General features: G+C 71.2%; 11 protein-coding genes and 1 pseudogene. 7 read left to right on the top strand and 5 right to left on the bottom strand.

Going from position 1 to position 16,266, the window contains the following annotated elements; translation table 11 throughout:
* Positions 1 to 53 precede the first annotated feature (53 nt).
* Entirely contained in the window at positions 54 to 641 is a 588-nt protein-coding gene (locus G6O68_RS08345; RefSeq protein WP_165246547.1) for a hypothetical protein, read from the bottom strand.
* Positions 642 to 1,029: 388 nt separating this feature from the next.
* The gene (locus G6O68_RS08340; protein ID WP_165246546.1) at positions 1,030 to 2,670 is read right to left on the bottom strand and encodes a hypothetical protein; all 1,641 of its coding nucleotides are present in this window, start codon (positions 2,668 to 2,670) and stop codon (positions 1,030 to 1,032) included.
* A gap of 409 nt (positions 2,671 to 3,079) precedes the next feature.
* On the opposite strand from G6O68_RS08340, the gene G6O68_RS08335 reads away from it, so the two are divergent.
* The 7 genes from G6O68_RS08335 to G6O68_RS08305 all read left to right on the top strand — a co-directional run bounded on the left by G6O68_RS08335 (position 3,080) and on the right by G6O68_RS08305 (position 12,863).
* A complete protein-coding gene (locus tag G6O68_RS08335; RefSeq protein ID WP_165246545.1) occupies positions 3,080 to 4,213 on the top strand; it encodes a tetratricopeptide repeat protein in 1,134 nt (377 codons plus the stop codon).
* Between the two features lie 189 nt (positions 4,214 to 4,402).
* Positions 4,403 to 5,797 carry a DNA-directed RNA polymerase subunit alpha C-terminal domain-containing protein gene (locus G6O68_RS08330; protein WP_165246544.1) on the top strand — a complete coding sequence of 465 codons (1,395 nt, stop codon included), beginning with the start codon at positions 4,403 to 4,405 and terminating at the stop codon, positions 5,795 to 5,797.
* A gap of 7 nt (positions 5,798 to 5,804) precedes the next feature.
* On the top strand, positions 5,805 to 6,995 hold the full coding sequence (gene tgt, locus G6O68_RS08325; RefSeq protein ID WP_165246543.1) for a tRNA guanosine(34) transglycosylase Tgt: 1,191 nt from the start codon (positions 5,805 to 5,807) through the stop codon (positions 6,993 to 6,995).
* Positions 6,996 to 7,092: 97 nt separating this feature from the next.
* Positions 7,093 to 7,434, top strand: a complete 342-nt coding sequence (gene yajC / locus G6O68_RS08320; protein WP_240911100.1) for a preprotein translocase subunit YajC — start codon at positions 7,093 to 7,095, stop codon at positions 7,432 to 7,434.
* A gap of 293 nt (positions 7,435 to 7,727) precedes the next feature.
* A complete protein-coding gene (gene secD, locus G6O68_RS08315) occupies positions 7,728 to 10,793 on the top strand; it encodes a protein translocase subunit SecD (protein WP_165246542.1) in 3,066 nt (1,021 codons plus the stop codon).
* 169 nt (positions 10,794 to 10,962) lie between these two features.
* Positions 10,963 to 11,568 (top strand): REP-associated tyrosine transposase, encoded by a 606-nt coding sequence (locus G6O68_RS08310; RefSeq protein WP_206108047.1) that lies wholly within the window; start codon positions 10,963 to 10,965, stop codon positions 11,566 to 11,568.
* A gap of 116 nt (positions 11,569 to 11,684) precedes the next feature.
* Positions 11,685 to 12,863, top strand: a complete 1,179-nt coding sequence (locus tag G6O68_RS08305; protein ID WP_165246541.1) for a DmpA family aminopeptidase — start codon at positions 11,685 to 11,687, stop codon at positions 12,861 to 12,863.
* 204 nt (positions 12,864 to 13,067) lie between these two features.
* Here the strand turns inward: G6O68_RS08305 and G6O68_RS33525 are convergent.
* From G6O68_RS33525 to G6O68_RS08290, 3 genes and pseudogenes are all read right to left on the bottom strand, one after another.
* A pseudogene (locus tag G6O68_RS33525) lies at positions 13,068 to 13,145 on the bottom strand (DUF4058 family protein); the annotation flags it as partial.
* An 82-nt stretch (positions 13,146 to 13,227) separates the two neighbouring features.
* Positions 13,228 to 14,619, bottom strand: a complete 1,392-nt coding sequence (locus G6O68_RS08295) for a Calx-beta domain-containing protein (protein WP_165246540.1) — start codon at positions 14,617 to 14,619, stop codon at positions 13,228 to 13,230.
* Positions 14,620 to 14,734: 115 nt separating this feature from the next.
* Positions 14,735 to 16,180, bottom strand: coding sequence for a Calx-beta domain-containing protein (locus G6O68_RS08290; RefSeq protein WP_165246539.1), 1,446 nt, complete (start codon positions 16,178 to 16,180; stop codon positions 14,735 to 14,737).
* Between the last annotated feature and the right edge of the window lie 86 nt (positions 16,181 to 16,266).

Raw genomic sequence — 16,266 nt, 5'->3', positions numbered from 1 at the left:
CCGAGTCGTGAGCGTCCGCCCCCGAGCGACCCCCGCGAGTCAGTCGTGTTGGGTCACGCCTCCTCGGACGCGGCCTCGCCGTACTCGGACGGGTCGTACGCCTGATGGTAATCCGCGGGTAGCAGCCCGGCCTTCACCGCCGCCTTGAAGGCCCGGGCGGTGCAGACGGTCATGGTCGCCTCCTGGCTGAACTCCGGGAAGATGACCGCGTGGAAGCCGAGCTTGTTGCAGTGCGTCTTGAACGCCTTCACGATGACCTGAAAAACCTCGTCGGGCACCCAGCCTTCATATCCCGCCTCCGCCTTGTACGGCACCCCGTCGACGCGGAACTCCAACCGCGTGACGTCCTTGTCCCGGTCGCGGACTGCCTTCACGTGCGTCGGCTTGAACAGCCCGAACGTGTCGGCCGCGAACTGCTTGAGGACGAGCTTGAGGTCCTCGGCCCCGTCCAGCTCCATGTCGACGCCGAGGAAACACAACGCGAACCCGGGGAACCGCTCGAAATACTTACGCGACTCGCCCGCGAGCCCCTCCTTGTACTGCTTGAGGACGCGGGCCCGGGCCTTCTTCTCCGCCTCGGGGGTATAGGCCTCGAAGAAGCGAATCTTGTCGAGCTTGGCCATCAGTTCGCCGGCGTCCATCGACCGTTGCTCCGGTATGTGCCATGCCATGCCCGGTAACCCGGGCCAGTCCAAGGGACCGCCCAAGTAGCCCAGCCCACCCTTGAACGTGTCCATTGGACCTGCGAGGCATTCGAGCGGCAAGGACGCCCCGCCGCCCGATTCTTGACCCTCCATGCCTGCCACGAGGCTGACTCAAAAACGCCCGGTTCTGCGACACCTCCGTCTTACCGGCTCAACGGCACCGAACGCCGAGGTCGCAACACGTCTCGAAATCAAAATCTCGATACCGGCCGACCGCGTCGGGTTCTGGGACGCTCGCTTTGCCGGAGATAAATCCCTCTATCTCCGGCAAAAAGGCGGGCGAAAGGCGTGGTCGCATCGGCCTTCCGTTCGGCCCGTCGATCGCTCAGGAGCCGGCCGGCGGCGGGGTGGGGGCGGCGGGGCGGCCTTCGGCGATGGGGGGGCGGTCCGGGCCGAGGGTGCGGGCTTCCAGCTCGACCAGGCGGCGGAAGACGCCGAGGGCCTCGGGGTCGTTGATCCGGGCGAGGTTGGCGCCGAGGATCACGCTGTCGGCGCGGTCGAGCAGGCGCTGGTACTTGACCCAACGCCGCTCGGGGTCGTCGGGGCCCGGGGCGGGGCGGCGGGCGAGCCGTCCGGCGAACGCCCGGTAGTCGGGCTGGGCTTCGAGGAACCGGCGGATCTCGCCCCCCTGCTCGGCCAGGATCCGGGGGGCGTCGGGGTGCAGCGGCACGGTCAGCTCGGGCCAGCGGTCGGCCAGGGCGGAGCGGAGGCGTCCGGCGGCGGGACCGGGCCCGCCCCGGCGGCCCCCTTCCGTCGGGGCCTGGGCGGTCGGCTCGCGGTCGAACGATTCGGGCTCGGGCTCGGCCTGGGCGGCTTCGGGGCGGTCGCGGGGCTGGTTGCGGCCGCGCCCCCGGCCGGTGTTGCGGCTGGGGTCGATCGCCTTGGCCTTGGCGCGGGCCCGGGTCAGCCGGTCCTCGCCGTCGAGGCCGAGGAGCTGCGAAAGCCCCTCCAGCGCCGCGCGCTCCGGGGGCGACGCGGCGGCGATCACGGTGGACCACGGCGCGTCCTGGGGGAGCAGGCCCTGCGCGGGGCCGTCCTCGGCGCGGGCGAACCGGCTCTTGTCGCGGAGCAGCCGGTCCGAGGTCGTGGTGGGGAGGTCGATGGTGTCGGAGCTGAGCAAAACGTGGGCGAAGGCCTCGGCGTACGAGGTCCGGCCGTCGCCGTCGAAGTCGGGGCGGGTCACGGCGCGGCCGGTGCGGGTCTCGCCGGCCAGGGCCTCGAAGAACGACGTGGAGAACTCGTGGTAGTCCTCCTCGGCGATGTCGGGCGTGCAGCCGGCGGCGGTCCGCGAGGCGATCGTCGAGAAGAACCCGGCGCGGGGGTGGCGGGCGAACCCCCTGGCCGGGTCCCCCTCGTTGTAGATGACGTTCGCGAACCCGCCGGAGTAGCACTGGACCATCACCAGCGTCACCTCGACGTCCGGGCTCATCGCGTCGAGCTGCCCGACGAACCGCTCCATCGGGTAGGCGTTGGGCTCGCCCGGCATGACGAGGTTGGTGTTCCGGGGCTTGTCGCCCCCCTTCGGGTCGGGGCCGCCGTGGCCTGTGAAGTAGAAGAGGAGGCGCTCGCCCGGCGGCAAGGCGCGGCCGACCTGCTCGAACCAGGCGTCGAGATTGGCGGCGCTCGACGGGCCGACGAGGTCGGGGATGTCCACGCGGGAGTACCGCATGTCGGCGTCGGCGTCGTTGAACAGGATCAGGCCCAGGGCCTTGGCCAGCCGCTGGTCGTCCCCCTCGGGGAGCCGCCGCTGGACGGTGTTCCCCGCGCCGCCGTCGCCGAAGTAGATGTCGTGCCGCACGCCCCCCAGGCCGAGCCCGGCGAGCACCCGCCGGAAGTACGCGACGTTCCGCTCCAGCGAGATCTGGTTGTGCGACGGCGGCCCGCCGCCGAACGTCGTCACGTGCGTCCCCGCCTGCGCGGCCGACGCCGTCGCGACCAGGATCCCCAACAGCCCGAGCAGTCGCATAGGCAGGCTCCCGCACGTGGTCTTCCCGGCCGGTCGGACGCGGTTGACGGCCCGCGTCGCCTCATCTAGAGCATAGCGTCGGCGACGCCGCGCATGGGTCGGCATTCCCGCGATTCCCGGGCCGCCCCCCCCCGCGCGGCCGGATTCGACCGGCCGCGGCCGGCGGCGCGGCCGATAAAACGGAAGGCGTCGTCGCATCCGGGAGAAATCGCCAAGCCGGCTACACGAAGGTCCGCCGCTCTCGCGGCGAGATCCTGCCTCGGGCCCGACGCGCCTACGAGCTGTACAGGGACGCCGCTTTCAACGCGCGGTCCTGCGTGATAGCCTCTCCCGCGACGCGTCTCGACGGGCCGCCCGCTTCGGGCCGCCGGCCGGACCGCGACCGGATCCGGAGGGGCCGCGACGAGCCATGCCCGAGTATCTGCTGACCGGTCGCGACGCGACGGGCAAGACCGTGACCGAGAGCGTCGAGGCGGGATCGACCGACGAGGCCGTCCGGATCGCGCGCGAGGCGATGGGGCTCGACGAGGTCGTCCTGCACACGGACGACGCGGGGGCCCTCTACTCGCGGCAGGCCGACGTGGCCGGGGCGATCTCGCCGCGCGACTACCTCCGGTTCCGCGACCTGCCCGCGCCGATCGCGGGGTTGCTGGTCCTGTCGAGGAACCTCTATCGCGGCCGGCGATGGACGATGCTGCTGGCCCTGGGCGTGGTGGCGTTTCGTCGATGGGACGGGCGGCCCTGGTCGTGGGTCGACTGGCTCGCGACGGCCTACCTGCTCGCGCCCGCCCTCTTCGCGGCCGCGGCCCAGATCTTCCGAGGGGAGGCGGGAAGCTACGAGCGGATGATCGACGCCGTGGCGTGGGGACGCTGGGAGGAAGTCTTGCGGCTCGTCGACGAGCTTCAGGGATCGAACGTCCCGCCCGAGGAGTTGGCCTTCCAGCGGGCGCGGGCGCTGGCGGGGCTCGGGAGGGTGGAAGAGGGCCTCGCCGCGGTTGCCCCTTACGGCGACGGCGAGGTGATGCCCGAATGGCTCTACCTCGGCCGCCTCCCCGACGTGCTTTGCGCCGCCCAACGGTTCGAGGAGGCCCGCGCCGCGATGGAGCGAGCCCTGGAGCTAGCCCCGGACAACCCGACGATCCTGCTCGACATGGCCCGGTTCGAGGCCCGACACGGCGACGACCCCCGCCGGGCCCGGGAGCTGCTGGAGGAGGCCCGCGAGCACGCCCTGAGCGACGTGGTCGTCCCCTTCGCCCTCGCGCTGGAGGGCCAGATCGTCCGCGCCGAGGGGAGGCCCCGCGAGGCCGTCGCCCTGCTGGAGGAGGCCCGCGGCCGGCTCTCGGCGTTCCGGCACGCGTCGCCGCTGATCGGGGTCTCGCTCGACTACATCGAGGCCGACCTCGCCCTGGCCCACGCCGCGGCCGGCGACGCCGACGCCGCCTCGCGGCACGCGCGCCGGGCCCTCCCCCGCCTCCGGGCGCAGGGCGACTCCGTCATGATCGGCCGCCTCCGCTCGGCCCTCGGCCCGGCCTTTGAGGGGTGAGCCGGCCGCATCCCGACCGCGCCGCATGGTTTCGGGCGGCTCGCCGTTTCGCCGGACTTTGACAAGTCAAGGGAAATTGCTTACGATCTGGGATTCACCCGCCGAGGCCTGGGCGTCGCGGCCCGGCGCGCGCGGGTGGTGATCGGTCGGCCTGGATGCATGCGGGCGGCACACGGAGATGATTCGGCGATGACTGAGATGATGACCACGGACGTCCGCGCGATCATGGATCGCACGCCCTTCGATGTTTCGGCCGTCGCCGACCTGCGCGAGGTGCTCAACCGCGACCCCTCCCGCTACCGCACCCTCCGCGACGCCGTGGGGACGATCCGCGACCGCGAGAAGAAGGAGCCGAGCGGCAACCCCGAGGCCCACCTGCGGCTGGGCGTGGGCGAGGTCCTGCTGGGCCGCTACGCCGCCGGCCTGGACCAGCTCCGCCGCGCCGGGGACCTCGGCATGGCCCTGTACTTCCAGGGCCTGGCGTACGAGAACCTCCAGAAGTACCAGGAGGCGGCCGACGCCTTCGCGCAGTCGGCCAAGCTCGGCTACGACGCCAAGAACTCCGAGCTTCGCCGCGCCGGCGCGCTGCGGCGGCTGGGCAAGGTCGACGAGTCCAACGGCCGGTTCGAGCAGGGCGCCGCCAAGATCGCCGAGGCCAAGAAGATCCTCCACGGGCTGGAGAAGTCGGTCGGCTCGTCGGCCGAGTTCCACTTCCAGCAGGGGGCCGTGCTCGCCGCCGAAGGCGAGCTGGAGCTGGCCGCCGCCGAGCTGGAGAAGGCCCTGAGCCTGGACCGCGACCACAACGGCGCCCTCTTCGAGCTGGCCTACATCAACGACCTGTACGGCAACGACGACGCCGCGGTCGACTTCTACAAGCGCTGCACCGAGCGCCCCCCCGTCCCGCTCGCCGCCTGGATCAACCTGGGCGTGCTGTACGAGGACGAGATGAAGTTCCGCGACGCCGAGCAGTGCTACCGCCACGTCCTGGAGTACGACCCCAACCACCCCCGCGCCCGGCTGTTCGTCAAGGACTGCCAGGCCAGCAAGGGGATGTACTACGACGAGGAGGCCGAGAAGGGCTACACGGTCCTCAAGCAGCTGCTGGAGATCCCCGTCACCGACTTCGAACTGTCGGTCCGCAGCCGCAACTGCCTCCGCAAGATGAACATCCGGACGCTCGGCGACCTCACCCGGACCACCGAGGCGGCGCTTTTGGCCTCCAAGAACTTCGGCGAGACCTCGCTCGCCGAGATCAAGGAGATGATGCGTTCCAAGGGGGTCCGCCTGGGCATGGCCCTGGAAGGTGCCGAACGCGGCGGCCCGAACGGCGCCGGCGACCACCGCGCCGAGCCGGCGCAGGAAGTCTCCCCCGAGATGCAGGCCATGCTCAGCAAGCCGATCAGCGAGCTGAGCCTGTCGGTCCGGGCCCGCAAGTGCATGAGCAAGCTCAACCTCCAGACCGTCGGCGACCTCGCCAAGCGGTCGGGCGACGACCTGCTGGAGTGCAAGAACTTCGGCGTCACCTCGCTCAACGAGGTCCGCGACAAGCTCGCCGCGCTCGGCCTGAAGCTCAAGAACGACTGACCCCGCCGTGAGCCCGGACACCGCCGCCGACGCCCACGCGCCAGGGGCCGCCCCCCCCACGACCGAGTCGACGACCCCGCCCGGCGTCCGCCCCGTCCGCTTCACCGCGACGGCGCGCGACGCCGGCTCCGCCGCCCGCGCGGGGACCCTTCACACCCCCCACGGCCCGGTCGAGACCCCCGTCTTCATGCCGGTCGGCACCCAGGCGACGGTCAAGGGGCTGACCCCGGAGCAGCTCCGCGGCGTGGGCTCGCGGATGATCCTCGCCAACACGTATCACCTGGCCCTCCGCCCCGGCGAGGAGACGGTCGCCGCCCTCGGCGGCCTGCACCGCTTCATGGCCTGGGACGGCCCGATCCTCACCGACTCGGGCGGGTTCCAGGTCTTCAGCCTCGCCGACAAGGCGAAGATCACCGACAAGGGGGCCACGTTCCGCTCCCACCTCGACGGCCGGCTCCTGGAGCTGACCCCCGAGCGCGCCGTGGCGATCCAGGAGGCCCTCGGCGCCGACGTCGCCATGTGCCTCGACCAGTGCCCCCCCCTCCCCTCCGCCAAGCCCGAGATCGCGAAGGCCGTCGACCGCACGATCGCCTGGGCCGCCCGCTGCAAGGACGCGAAGCGGCGGCCCGACCAGGCCCTCTTCGGCATCGTCCAGGGGGGCTCGCACGAGGACCTCCGCGGCCGCTGCGCCGAGGCCCTGATCGCGATGGACTTCGACGGCTACGCGGTCGGCGGCGTGAGCGTGGGCGAGAGCCGCGAGGAGGTCCGCCGCGCCCTCGACGTCTCGGTCCACCGCCTGCCGGAGGACCGCCCGCGCTACCTGATGGGCGTGGGCCGGCCGCAGGACCTGCTCGACGCCGTGCTGGCGGGGATCGACATGTTCGACTGCGTGATGCCCACCCGCAACGGCCGCAACGCGACCTGCTTCACCGCGAGCGGCCAGGTGAAGCTCCGCAACGCGGCCCACGCCCGCGACCCCCGGCCGCTGGAGGAGGGCTGCGACTGCCTCGCCTGCGCGAAGTTCTCGCGGGCCTACCTGCGGCACCTGTTCCTGGCCAAGGAGATGCTGGGGCCTATTTTGGCGTCGATCCACAACCTGGCGTATCTCCACCGCCTCATGGGGAGGGCCCGCGAGGCGATAAGGGCCGGTCGATTCGTCCAGTTGCGGTTGGAAGTGCTTGAAGCCCTGGGACCCTAGGCGTTAGAGTGCAGGAAAATCCGGCCGCCGCCGGGCCCCGTGCCGCCCCGCCCCGCGCCGAAGGCCCCCGCGAAACGCCAGCCTTAATCGGACCCCCATGATGCCAGGATTGTTCGAAGCGATCGGCCCCCTCTTCGCCCAGGACGCGGGCGCGCCGCCCAGCAACTGGACGACGCTGATCTTCCTGCTGCCGATCCCCCTGCTCTTCTACTTCATGATCTACCTCCCCCAGAAGGACCAGGAGAAGAAGCGGCGGGCGATGATCGACGCCCTGAAGAAGAACGACAAGGTGGTCACCGCCGGGGGGATCTACGGGACCGTCGTGTCGATCGACCCGAATTCGGACCGCGTGGGGCTGCGGATCGACGAAGGCAAGATGAGCGTCACCCGCGCCAGCGTCGTGCGGGTGCTGGAAGGCCCGGGGGCGAACTCGGACTGACCCGGCCGAGGTCCCCTCCCCCCTTTTTGGGGCGATCGACGTCCTTTCCCCCGGGCGGGGGAAGAAGGCCCGAAGGGCCGGATGAAGGGGGGGACGAGCACGAACTCCGCCGCGCCGTCGGCCCGCCCGGGAGGCCTTCGGCAGCCCGCACCGCCTTGCATGGCATCACCGTCGGCCCGCCCGCGAAGGCGTGCGGTAGGCCGAGACCGCCTCTGAATCCACCGATCCAATCCCGATTTTCCGCCGACCAGGGACCGCGGTCGGCCGCCGCCTGCGGGGCTTGAGGAACGCCGATGAAGAACCTAGTGAACTGGAAGAGCATCCTGATCGTGGGATCGACCCTCCTGGGCCTGATCGCCATGTATCCCCCCGAGAAGAAGCTGAAGCTGGGCATCGACCTCTCCGGGGGGACGATCCTCGTGTACGAGGTCGCCAAGGAGAGCCAGCAGGCCCCCAACTTCAACATGGAGGAGCTGATCGCCGCGCTCAAGCAGCGCGCCGACCCGCAGGGGGTGAAGGAGACGCCGATCCGCAACATCGGCAACAACCGGCTGGAGATCATCCTCCCGAAGGCGAGCCCGGAGGAGGTCGAAGAGATCAAGAACATGCTGACGGACGTGGGCTCGCTGGAGTTCCGCATCCTCGCCAACCAGAAGCACGACTCCGAGGCGATCGCCCGCGCCATGGGCCCCGGCGGCCTGGCCAAGCCCCCCGCCCGCTACAAGTGGGCCCGCCTGGGCGAGATCTCCAACGGGAACGACCCCCAGTTCACCGACGTCACGATCACCGACCCGAATCAGCGCTGGAAGCGCGACCTCTACGCCGGCGTGGAGGTCGTGCTGACCGGCAAGGACGCGGGGGGCGCCGACAAGACCCTGGCGATCCCGATCGTCCGCAACACGGCCGACACGCTGACCCTGGCCGAGCCCCACAATCTCAAGTCGATCGCCTCGTATCGGGTCGAGTACAACCCCAGCGGCATCCGCGGCGGCGACCCGACGAACCCCCGGCCCGGCGACCCGATCGTCCGCGAGGAGAAGGTCTCCGACGGCCGCACCGAGATCTTCATCCTCTGCGTCCAGGACCGCCAGGACGTGACCGGCAAGTACCTCTCGCGGGCGTATCAGCAGACGGACGAGAAGCTCCAGCCGGCGGTGGGCTTCCAGTTCAACCGCCAGGGGGCCCGGAAGTTCGGCCAGCTGACCCGCGAGCACCTGCCCGAGGAAGGCGACGCCTTCCGCTACCAGCTGGCGATCCTGCTGGACAACCTGGTGATGTCGGCCCCGTCGATCAACTCGGAGATCCGCGACTCGGGGATCATCGAGGGGGGCGGCCAGGGCTTCAAGCTGAAGGAGGTCCAGCACCTCATCAACATCCTCCAGGCCGGCAGCCTGCCGGCGAGCCTCGACCCGACGCCGCTCCAGGAGGAGAACGTCGGCCCGACGCTCGGCGAGGACTCGATCGCCAAGGGCTGGCGGGCCATCTGGGTCTCGATGCTGATCGTGCCGATCTTCATGATCGCCTACTACCGGTTCGCCGGCGTGGTGGCGGTCGTGGCCCTGATCGTGAACATGATCCTGCTCGTGGGCTCGATGGCGTTCATCCAGGCCACGTTCTCGCTGCCGGGCCTGGCGGGCCTGGCGCTGACGATCGGCATGGCGGTCGACGCCAACGTGCTGGTCTTCGAGCGCATGCGGGAGGAGAAGGAGCGCGGGGCCGGGCTCGCCCAGCAGATCCGCAACGGGTTCAACCGGGCCTGGGTGACGATCTTCGACTCGCACGTCACCAACCTGCTGGCGGCGATCGTGCTGTACGCGGTGGGGACCGAGGAAGTGAAGGGCTTCGCCCTCACGATGATCCTGGGCATGCTCTGGAACCTGTTCACCGCGGTCTTCATGTCGCGGTACATCTTCGAGACCGCCTACCTGCACGGCTGGCTCCGCGAGCTGCACTTCCGCAAGATGTTCGAGAAGACGAACATCGACTTCGTCGGCCCCCGCTACTACTGCATGGCGGTCTCCCTGGTGCTGATCGTTCTGGGCCTGGCCGCGTTCTTCGCCCGCGGCCGGACGATGTACAACATCGACTTCACCGGCGGCACCCTGGTCACCATCCGCCTGAACGAGGCCGACGCCACCGTCCGCAGCCTGACCGACAGCAAGCGCACGGAGTTCGTCCGCGAGAAGGCCGGCGTCCTGCCCGACGTGACCATCGAGAGCCTCCGCGTCAGCCAGAACCAGAAGGAGAAGGCGGCCCGGTTCAACATCCGGACCACCGAGCAGGACTCGACGAAGGTCAAGGACCAGATCATCGAGGCGTTCGGCCCGTCGCTCGCCAAGGTCGAGATGACCGTGGGCGCCGAGAAGGCCCTCGCCGGGGCGCCGGCCCCCGCCGCCGCGGCCGCCGGGGCGAAAGCCCCGTCGACGATCGCGGCCCGGTTCGCCGGCGGCCGCGAGTATGAGCTGGCGTTCAACACCACGTCGTTCAACAGCACCCAGCCGCCGGCCCAGGTCGTCTCGGCCGAGTTCGCCCGCGTGCTCGACGCCGCCGGGATCGTCAACCCGAACTCCCGGTTCGAGATCGTCCCCGCCGGCTCCGGCGGCCAGGCCCCCGCCGAGGGGACCCGGCTGGTGCTCAAGACCGACCTGGATCCCGACGCCGCCCAGGCCCACCTCGCCGCGCTGAAGGACTCGCTGGCCAACAACCGCGACATGCTGTTCGAGCGGATCGCCAACTTCGGCAGCACGGTCGCCTCGGAGACCCGGACCCTGGCCCTGATCGCCACCGTGGCGAGCTGGCTGATCATCATCTTCTACCTCTGGTGGCGGTTCCACTCCTTCACCTACGGCCTGGCCGCGGTGCTCGCCGTCGTCCACGACGTGCTCATCACCCTGGGCGCCATCGCCGTCAGCTACTGGCTGGCGCTCGTGCCTGGGCTGAACACGCTGCTGATGATCGACCAGTTCAAGATCGACCTGCCGATCGTCGCGGCCTTCCTGACGCTCATCGGCTTCTCGGTGAACGACACGATCGTCATCTTCGACCGCATCCGGGAGATCAAGGGCAAGAGCCCCCACCTCACCCCCAAGCTGGTCAACGACGCCATCAACCAGACCCTCAGCCGGACGATCCTGACGTCGCTCACCGCCTGGCTCGTCGTGGTCGTCCTGTACGTCCTCGGCGGCGAGGGGCTCCACGGCTTCGCCTTCGCCCTGGTCGTCGGCTTCCTCAGCGGCACCTACAGCACCGTGTACATCGCCACCCCGATCCTCGTCGACTGGATCGGCCACGAGGACCACGGCCACGACGCCCTCGCCAGGCCCGGCGACAAGTCGTCCAAGGCCGTCGCCTCGCGCTGACGCCAACGAAGACTCCCCCCCATCCAGGGCCCGCCCCCGACGCCTCGACGTCGGGGGCGGGCCTTTTTTTTCGTGGCGGCCGGGCAGGGCGCCGCTTATGGATGAGTGAAGAGAAGAATGGTGGCCCGGGCGGTCCGCCCGGGCGCGAGCGCCCTGGGAGGAGCCACCCATGTCCCATTCGCAGTCGGGCGACCCCCCCGATGGCGGCCCCCCCGCCCCGCCAGGCCCCGACCGTCGGATCAGGCCGATCGACTCCCGCCTGCTCCGGACGAGGCGGACCCTGCCCCACTGGCAGCTCGGCGGCTCGACGTACTTCCTGACCTATCGCTGCGCCCCGGGGCGGGCGCTCGACGAGGCCGACCGCTCCCTCGTCCTGGGCAATTGGCGGCACTGGGACCGTCGGCGTTATCTGCTCCACGCCATCGTCGTCATGCCGGACCACGTCCACGTCCTGACCACGCCCGTTCGGCGCGAGGATGGGACTTTCTACTCGCTGGCGGAGATCCTTCACACCAACAAGGGGTTCTCGGCGCGAGCCATCAATAGGCTTCACGCCACTTCGGGCCCTGTTTGGCAGGACGAGCGCTATGACCGCATCATGCGCGACGAGCCTGAGTTCTGGGAGACCTGGGTCTATATGAACAACAATCCCGTCGAGGCCGGCCTCTGCCCGACCCCCGAGGATTACCCGTGGTGGTATGGCGATGCTCAGGGCTTCGAGGAAGGCTTCAGCCCCGCTCGCCCGGGCGGACCGCCCGGGCCACCAGATTCTTGAGTCCCGGGGACCTTGCCGAGGCCGATGGGAATCGAATACGGTGGCCCGGGCGGCCCGCCCGGGCGCAGGGGCCGGGGCGTCAACCTGCCGCCGCCGGTTCGGAAAGGCGACGATTCATGACTACCCGCCAGCTCCTTCGATGTCTCACGATCGCCGTCGTCTTCAACCTCCCCGCTCCCGCCGCCGAGCCCCCCGCGCCGCCGCGGCCTCGCGTTCGCGAGCTGGGCGTCGCCCCCGGCGTGTTCGCGCCGGGGCCGCTGAACGCGATCACCGACGTCCCCGGGGTCAAGGTCGGGCAGACCACGCTGATCGAGGGGGCCTCGGTCCGCACCGGGGTCACGGCGATCCTGCCGCACGGCGGCGACCTCTTCCGCGAGAAGGTCCCGGGCGCGGTGTTCGTCGGCAACGCGTTCGGCAAGCTCGCGGGCTCGACCCAGGTGGAGGAACTCGGCGCGATCGAGACGCCGATCGTCCTGACCAACACCCTTTCCGTCGGCGCGGCGGTCGAGGCCGTCGTCCGCTACACCCTGGATCGCCCCGGCCACGAGGACGTCCGCTCGGTCAACGCCCTGGTCGGCGAGACCAACGACGGCGGGCTCAACGACATCCGCGGCCTGCACGTCCGCCGCGAGCACGTCCTCCGCGCGATCGAGTCCGCGGCCGACGGCCCGGTCGCCGAGGGGAACGTCGGCGCGGGGACGGGCTGCGAGTGCTTCGGCTGGAAGGGGGGGATCGGCACGTCCTCGCGCAAGCTCCCCGACCGCCTCGGCGGCTGGACGGTCGGCGTGCTCGTCCAGGCGAACTTCGGCGGCGTGCTCACCATGGCCGGCGCCCCGATCGGCAAGGAGCTGGGCCGCCACGCCTTCCGCGTCGCCGCCAACGACCCGCCGGACAAGGGCGACCGCCGCGACGGCGACGGCTCGTGCCTGATCGTCGTGGCGACCGACGCCCCGCTCGACGCCCGCGACCTGAAGCGGCTGGCGGCCCGCGCCGTGTTCGGCCTGGCCCGCGTCGGCTCGTCGTTCACCAACGGCAGCGGCGACTACGCCGTCGCCTTCTCCACCGCGCCCGGCCTCCGCGTCGCCCACGGCGACGAACGCCGCCGCCCCCGCACCGTCCTCCCCACCGACGCCGTCTCCCCCCTGTTCCAGGCCGCGCTGGAAGGCGTCGAGGAGGCCGTCTGCAACGCCCTGCTCCGGGCCGAGGACATGACCGGCGCCGGCGGCCGGTCCGTCGAAGCGATCCCCGTCGACCGCGTCCGCGAGGCGCTCCGGAAGTACAACCGGATCCCCTGATCGAGACCCTCGTTCGAATTCGCCGAGCGTGGGCGGGAATCCTTCGGGTGCCACGGGTTCTCCGAACCCGTGGACAGGCCAGGGATTTCGGCAACGGTCCGGGATGGGCCCGACGCCGATCCACGGGTTCAGAGAACCCGTGGCACCCGGCGCGAAGCAGCGAGGGCGTATCAACGAGACGAGCCGCTCCTCCTTGATGCCGAGAAGCGCCTTCGTCTGAAAATCGGGCCAGAGCGCCGGCTGCTCCAGGTACGGATTCATGCCCGGGAACGGTGACGGCATCGACGCGCCCTCCTGCCTGCCTGCCTGCCTCGTGGCCCAGACCCCAGGCTACCGGATGGGGGGCCGCGACGCCCCGGCGCCGTCAGGCGGTCACGGCGATCGCCGTCGGGTTGGCGGCGTTCAGGCGGCGGTAGCCGTCGCGGGTCCAGATCCAGACGCCGGCGGTGCCCGCGTCGACGACCGCCCGGTCGCCGGCCGGGCCGACGGCGAACGACTCGACGGCGGCGTCGGTCAGCCTGGTGAACCGCGAGGCCGGCGTCGCGCCCGTCCCCCACGACCAGAGGCCGTGGACGCCGAAGTCCAGGAAGAGGGTCCCGCCCGCCACGCGCATCGAGCGCGGGTCGGCCGCGGCGACCTGGAACCAGCCGTCGGCCTCGGTCCGGCTCCAGACGCCGGCGGCGCCGAAGTCGGCGTAGAGCGTCGTCCCGGAGCCGGCGATCGCCTGGGGGTCCCCCTCGCCCACCTTCCGCCAGCCCTGGGCGGCGGCCCAGCTCCAGATCCCGCGCGAGCCGTAGTCGAGGAACAGCACGCCGTCGGCGGCCATGGACTCGGGCGCCACGTCGTTGAGCTTGTACCAGGAGGGCGACGCGTCGCGATACCGCCAGAGGCCGCCGTGGCCGAAGTCGATGTAGGCGTCCAGGCGGTCGACGACGATCGCCCGGGGGTCGACGTCGCTGAGCCGGGCCCAGCCCCGACTCTCGCTGAACCGCCAGAGGCCGGTGGGGCCGAAATCGACGAGCAGGACGTCCTCGGCGTGGTTCCAGTCGTCGTTGACGACCACGATGTTCTCGGGGTCGGCCTCGGCCAGCCGGCGGAGCCCGCGAAGCGAGTCCCACGCCCAGAGCCCGTCCCCGCCGAGGTCCAGGTAGGCGTTCCGGTTCGACGAGGCCGCGATCGCCTGCGCCCCGCCGTCGTGGATCTTGCGGAAGCCCCCGTTCGGCCCGTGGGTCCAGACCCCGTGCGGGCCGAAGTCGAGCAGGGTCATCGGCAGCTTGGAGTCCGGCTCGTCGTCGAGGATCGTCACCGGGGCGATCGAAACCTGCCCCAGCCCGGCCCCCTCGCTCGGGCCCTCCAGCAGCACCCGGAACGGCTTGTACGGCGCCTCCGCGATCGCGTCGTTCACGAGGCTCACCACGAACGTCGCGGTGGGCTGGCCGGGGGCGAACGTCAGCGTCGTCTCGAGCGGGACGTAGTCGTACCCCTCCAGCGCCGTGCCGGCCACGGTCCGGGCCCGCACGGTCGCGGCGGACGACAGGTCGCCGGTCCGTTTGACGAGGAACGACACGGTCGCCGTTGATTCCTGGACCGTCCGGATCGAGGCCCGGTCGAACTCGATCAGCGAGACGACCGCCGAGGCCTGCGGACCGACGCCCTCGGTCCCGGGGCCCGAGAGCATCCGGCGGCCTTCCAGCGTCTCCAGGGTCGGCTTGCCCCCCGCACGTCGTCGCGCCCGTCCTGGCTTCGTTCGCTTCATCCTGCGGCTCCATCCTGGTGTCCGGCCGGCCCGGGGCCGCGGCGCGGCCCGACCGGGCGCGGCCGGTCGTCGTAAGCTGTTCGGAGTCCCAGCCGGCGCGGCGACGCGCCCCGGGTCAGACCGCGAGGAAGTCGCGGACCGTCCCCCGGAAGATCGCCGCCGAGGAGGCGACCGCCGAGGCCGTCGGCGCGACGTCGCGGAGCCTGGCGTAGCCACCCTTCCGGGTCCATCGCCAGAGCCCGTCCGTCCCGTAGTTCAGCAGCAGGTCGTCCACGCCCGCGTAGGTGACGCTCGCGGGCCCGACGTCATTGAGTCGGTCCCACGCCCCGTAATCCCCCAGCCGCCAGAGGCCGTCGTCCCCGTAGTCCAGGAACAGGGCCGGCGGCGGGGTGCCGTCGAGGAGCTGCGGCAGGCCGCGGGGGTCGGTCGCCATCGCGCGCGGGGCGACGTCGTTGACCTTCTTCCAGCTGTAGCGGTACGCGCTCCAGTTCCAGAGCCCGAAGGGGCCGAAGCCGACGTACAGCTCGCCGCCGACGGGCACGGCCATCGTCTCGGGGTCGGCCTCGGAGAGCTGCAGGAGGGTCCCGGACGGATGCCACTCCCAGAGCCCGTCCGCGCCGTAGTCCAGGTAGGCCTGCCCGCCCCCCCCCGGGGTGACGAGCATCGCCTCCGGGCCGTGGTCACGGATCCGGCCCCAGCCCGCGCCGCTCGACCAGGACCAGAGGCCGTGTGCCCCGAAGTCGAGCATCACCCAGCCCGAGGCGTCGCCGGCCATCGCGTCGGGGACCGCGTCGTTGATCTTGCGGTAGCCTTCCCGCTCGTTCCAGGTCCAGAGGCCGCCGTGGCCGAAGTCGACGAGCAGGTCGCTCGTCCAGGCGGAGCCCAGGATCGCCCGGGGGTCCACGTCGTTGAGCTTGCGATACCCGCGCAGCTCGTCGAACGCCCAGAGGCCCGACGGGCCGAAGTCCAGGACGGCCCCGCGATCCGGGGCCGGGACGATCGCCTCGGGCGTGGCGTCGTTGATCTTCCGCCAGCCCTCGACCTCGTTGTACGTCCAGAGCCCGGCCCCGGCGAAGGCGTGGTACGTGAGCGGCGACGCGCTCGCCGGCTCGTCGTCGGCGATCGTCACCTCCCGGCTCCGCTGGGCCCCCACGCTGTAGGCGCCTACCGCGTCGCTCAACTCGACCCGGATGCTCTTGTAGGTCGGCTCCGCGATCCGGTCGTCGAGGATCTTCACCTTGAACGTCGCCCGCGTCTCGCCCGGGGCGAACGTCAGCGTCGTCTCCAGGGGGACGTAGTCGTACCCCGGAACGGCCTGCATCGGACGCGTCTCCACCCGGACGCTCGCCGGCCCGGAGACGTCGCCGCTCCGGCCGACCGTGAACGTCGCCTCGCCCGCCGACTCGGAGACGAAGGCGGGCCCCGACTCGAGGTCGATCAGCGACAGATTCGGGTCCGCGGGGAAGTAATACTGCGTCAGGAGCCGCCGATCCTCCAGCGGCTCCAGGCCCCACGAGCGGTTTCGACGACGACGCGCCCGACCCTGCTGCACTCGCATCATGCTGAGGCTCCATCCCGGCGTGCGGCGGCCCGCCCGGCGCGTCCTCATCCGATCGGACGCCATGCCGGCCCGGCCGTCGGCGATCA

The sequence above is a fragment of the Paludisphaera soli genome (assembly GCF_011064595.1).
GTDB lineage: Bacteria > Planctomycetota > Planctomycetia > Isosphaerales > Isosphaeraceae > Paludisphaera > Paludisphaera soli.
This window is presented reverse-complemented; position numbering and strand designations above follow the sequence as displayed.

What these genes read in the sequence shown, in the direction of transcription:
- G6O68_RS08345 (WP_165246547.1), bottom strand. Translation starts at nt 641, where the DNA reads ATGGACGCCGGCGAACTGATGGCCAAGCTCGACAAGATTCGCTTCTTC.
- G6O68_RS08340 (WP_165246546.1), bottom strand. Translation starts at nt 2,670, where the DNA reads ATGCGACTGCTCGGGCTGTTGGGGATCCTGGTCGCGACGGCGTCGGCC.
- G6O68_RS08335 (WP_165246545.1), top strand. Translation starts at nt 3,080, where the DNA reads ATGCCCGAGTATCTGCTGACCGGTCGCGACGCGACGGGCAAGACCGTG.
- G6O68_RS08330 (WP_165246544.1), top strand. Translation starts at nt 4,403, where the DNA reads ATGACTGAGATGATGACCACGGACGTCCGCGCGATCATGGATCGCACG.
- yajC (WP_240911100.1), top strand. Translation starts at nt 7,093, where the DNA reads ATGATGCCAGGATTGTTCGAAGCGATCGGCCCCCTCTTCGCCCAGGAC.
- secD (WP_165246542.1), top strand. Translation starts at nt 7,728, where the DNA reads ATGAAGAACCTAGTGAACTGGAAGAGCATCCTGATCGTGGGATCGACC.
- G6O68_RS08310 (WP_206108047.1), top strand. Translation starts at nt 10,963, where the DNA reads ATGTCCCATTCGCAGTCGGGCGACCCCCCCGATGGCGGCCCCCCCGCC.
- G6O68_RS08305 (WP_165246541.1), top strand. Translation starts at nt 11,685, where the DNA reads ATGACTACCCGCCAGCTCCTTCGATGTCTCACGATCGCCGTCGTCTTC.
- G6O68_RS08295 (WP_165246540.1), bottom strand. Translation starts at nt 14,619, where the DNA reads ATGAAGCGAACGAAGCCAGGACGGGCGCGACGACGTGCGGGGGGCAAG.
- G6O68_RS08290 (WP_165246539.1), bottom strand. Translation starts at nt 16,180, where the DNA reads ATGATGCGAGTGCAGCAGGGTCGGGCGCGTCGTCGTCGAAACCGCTCG.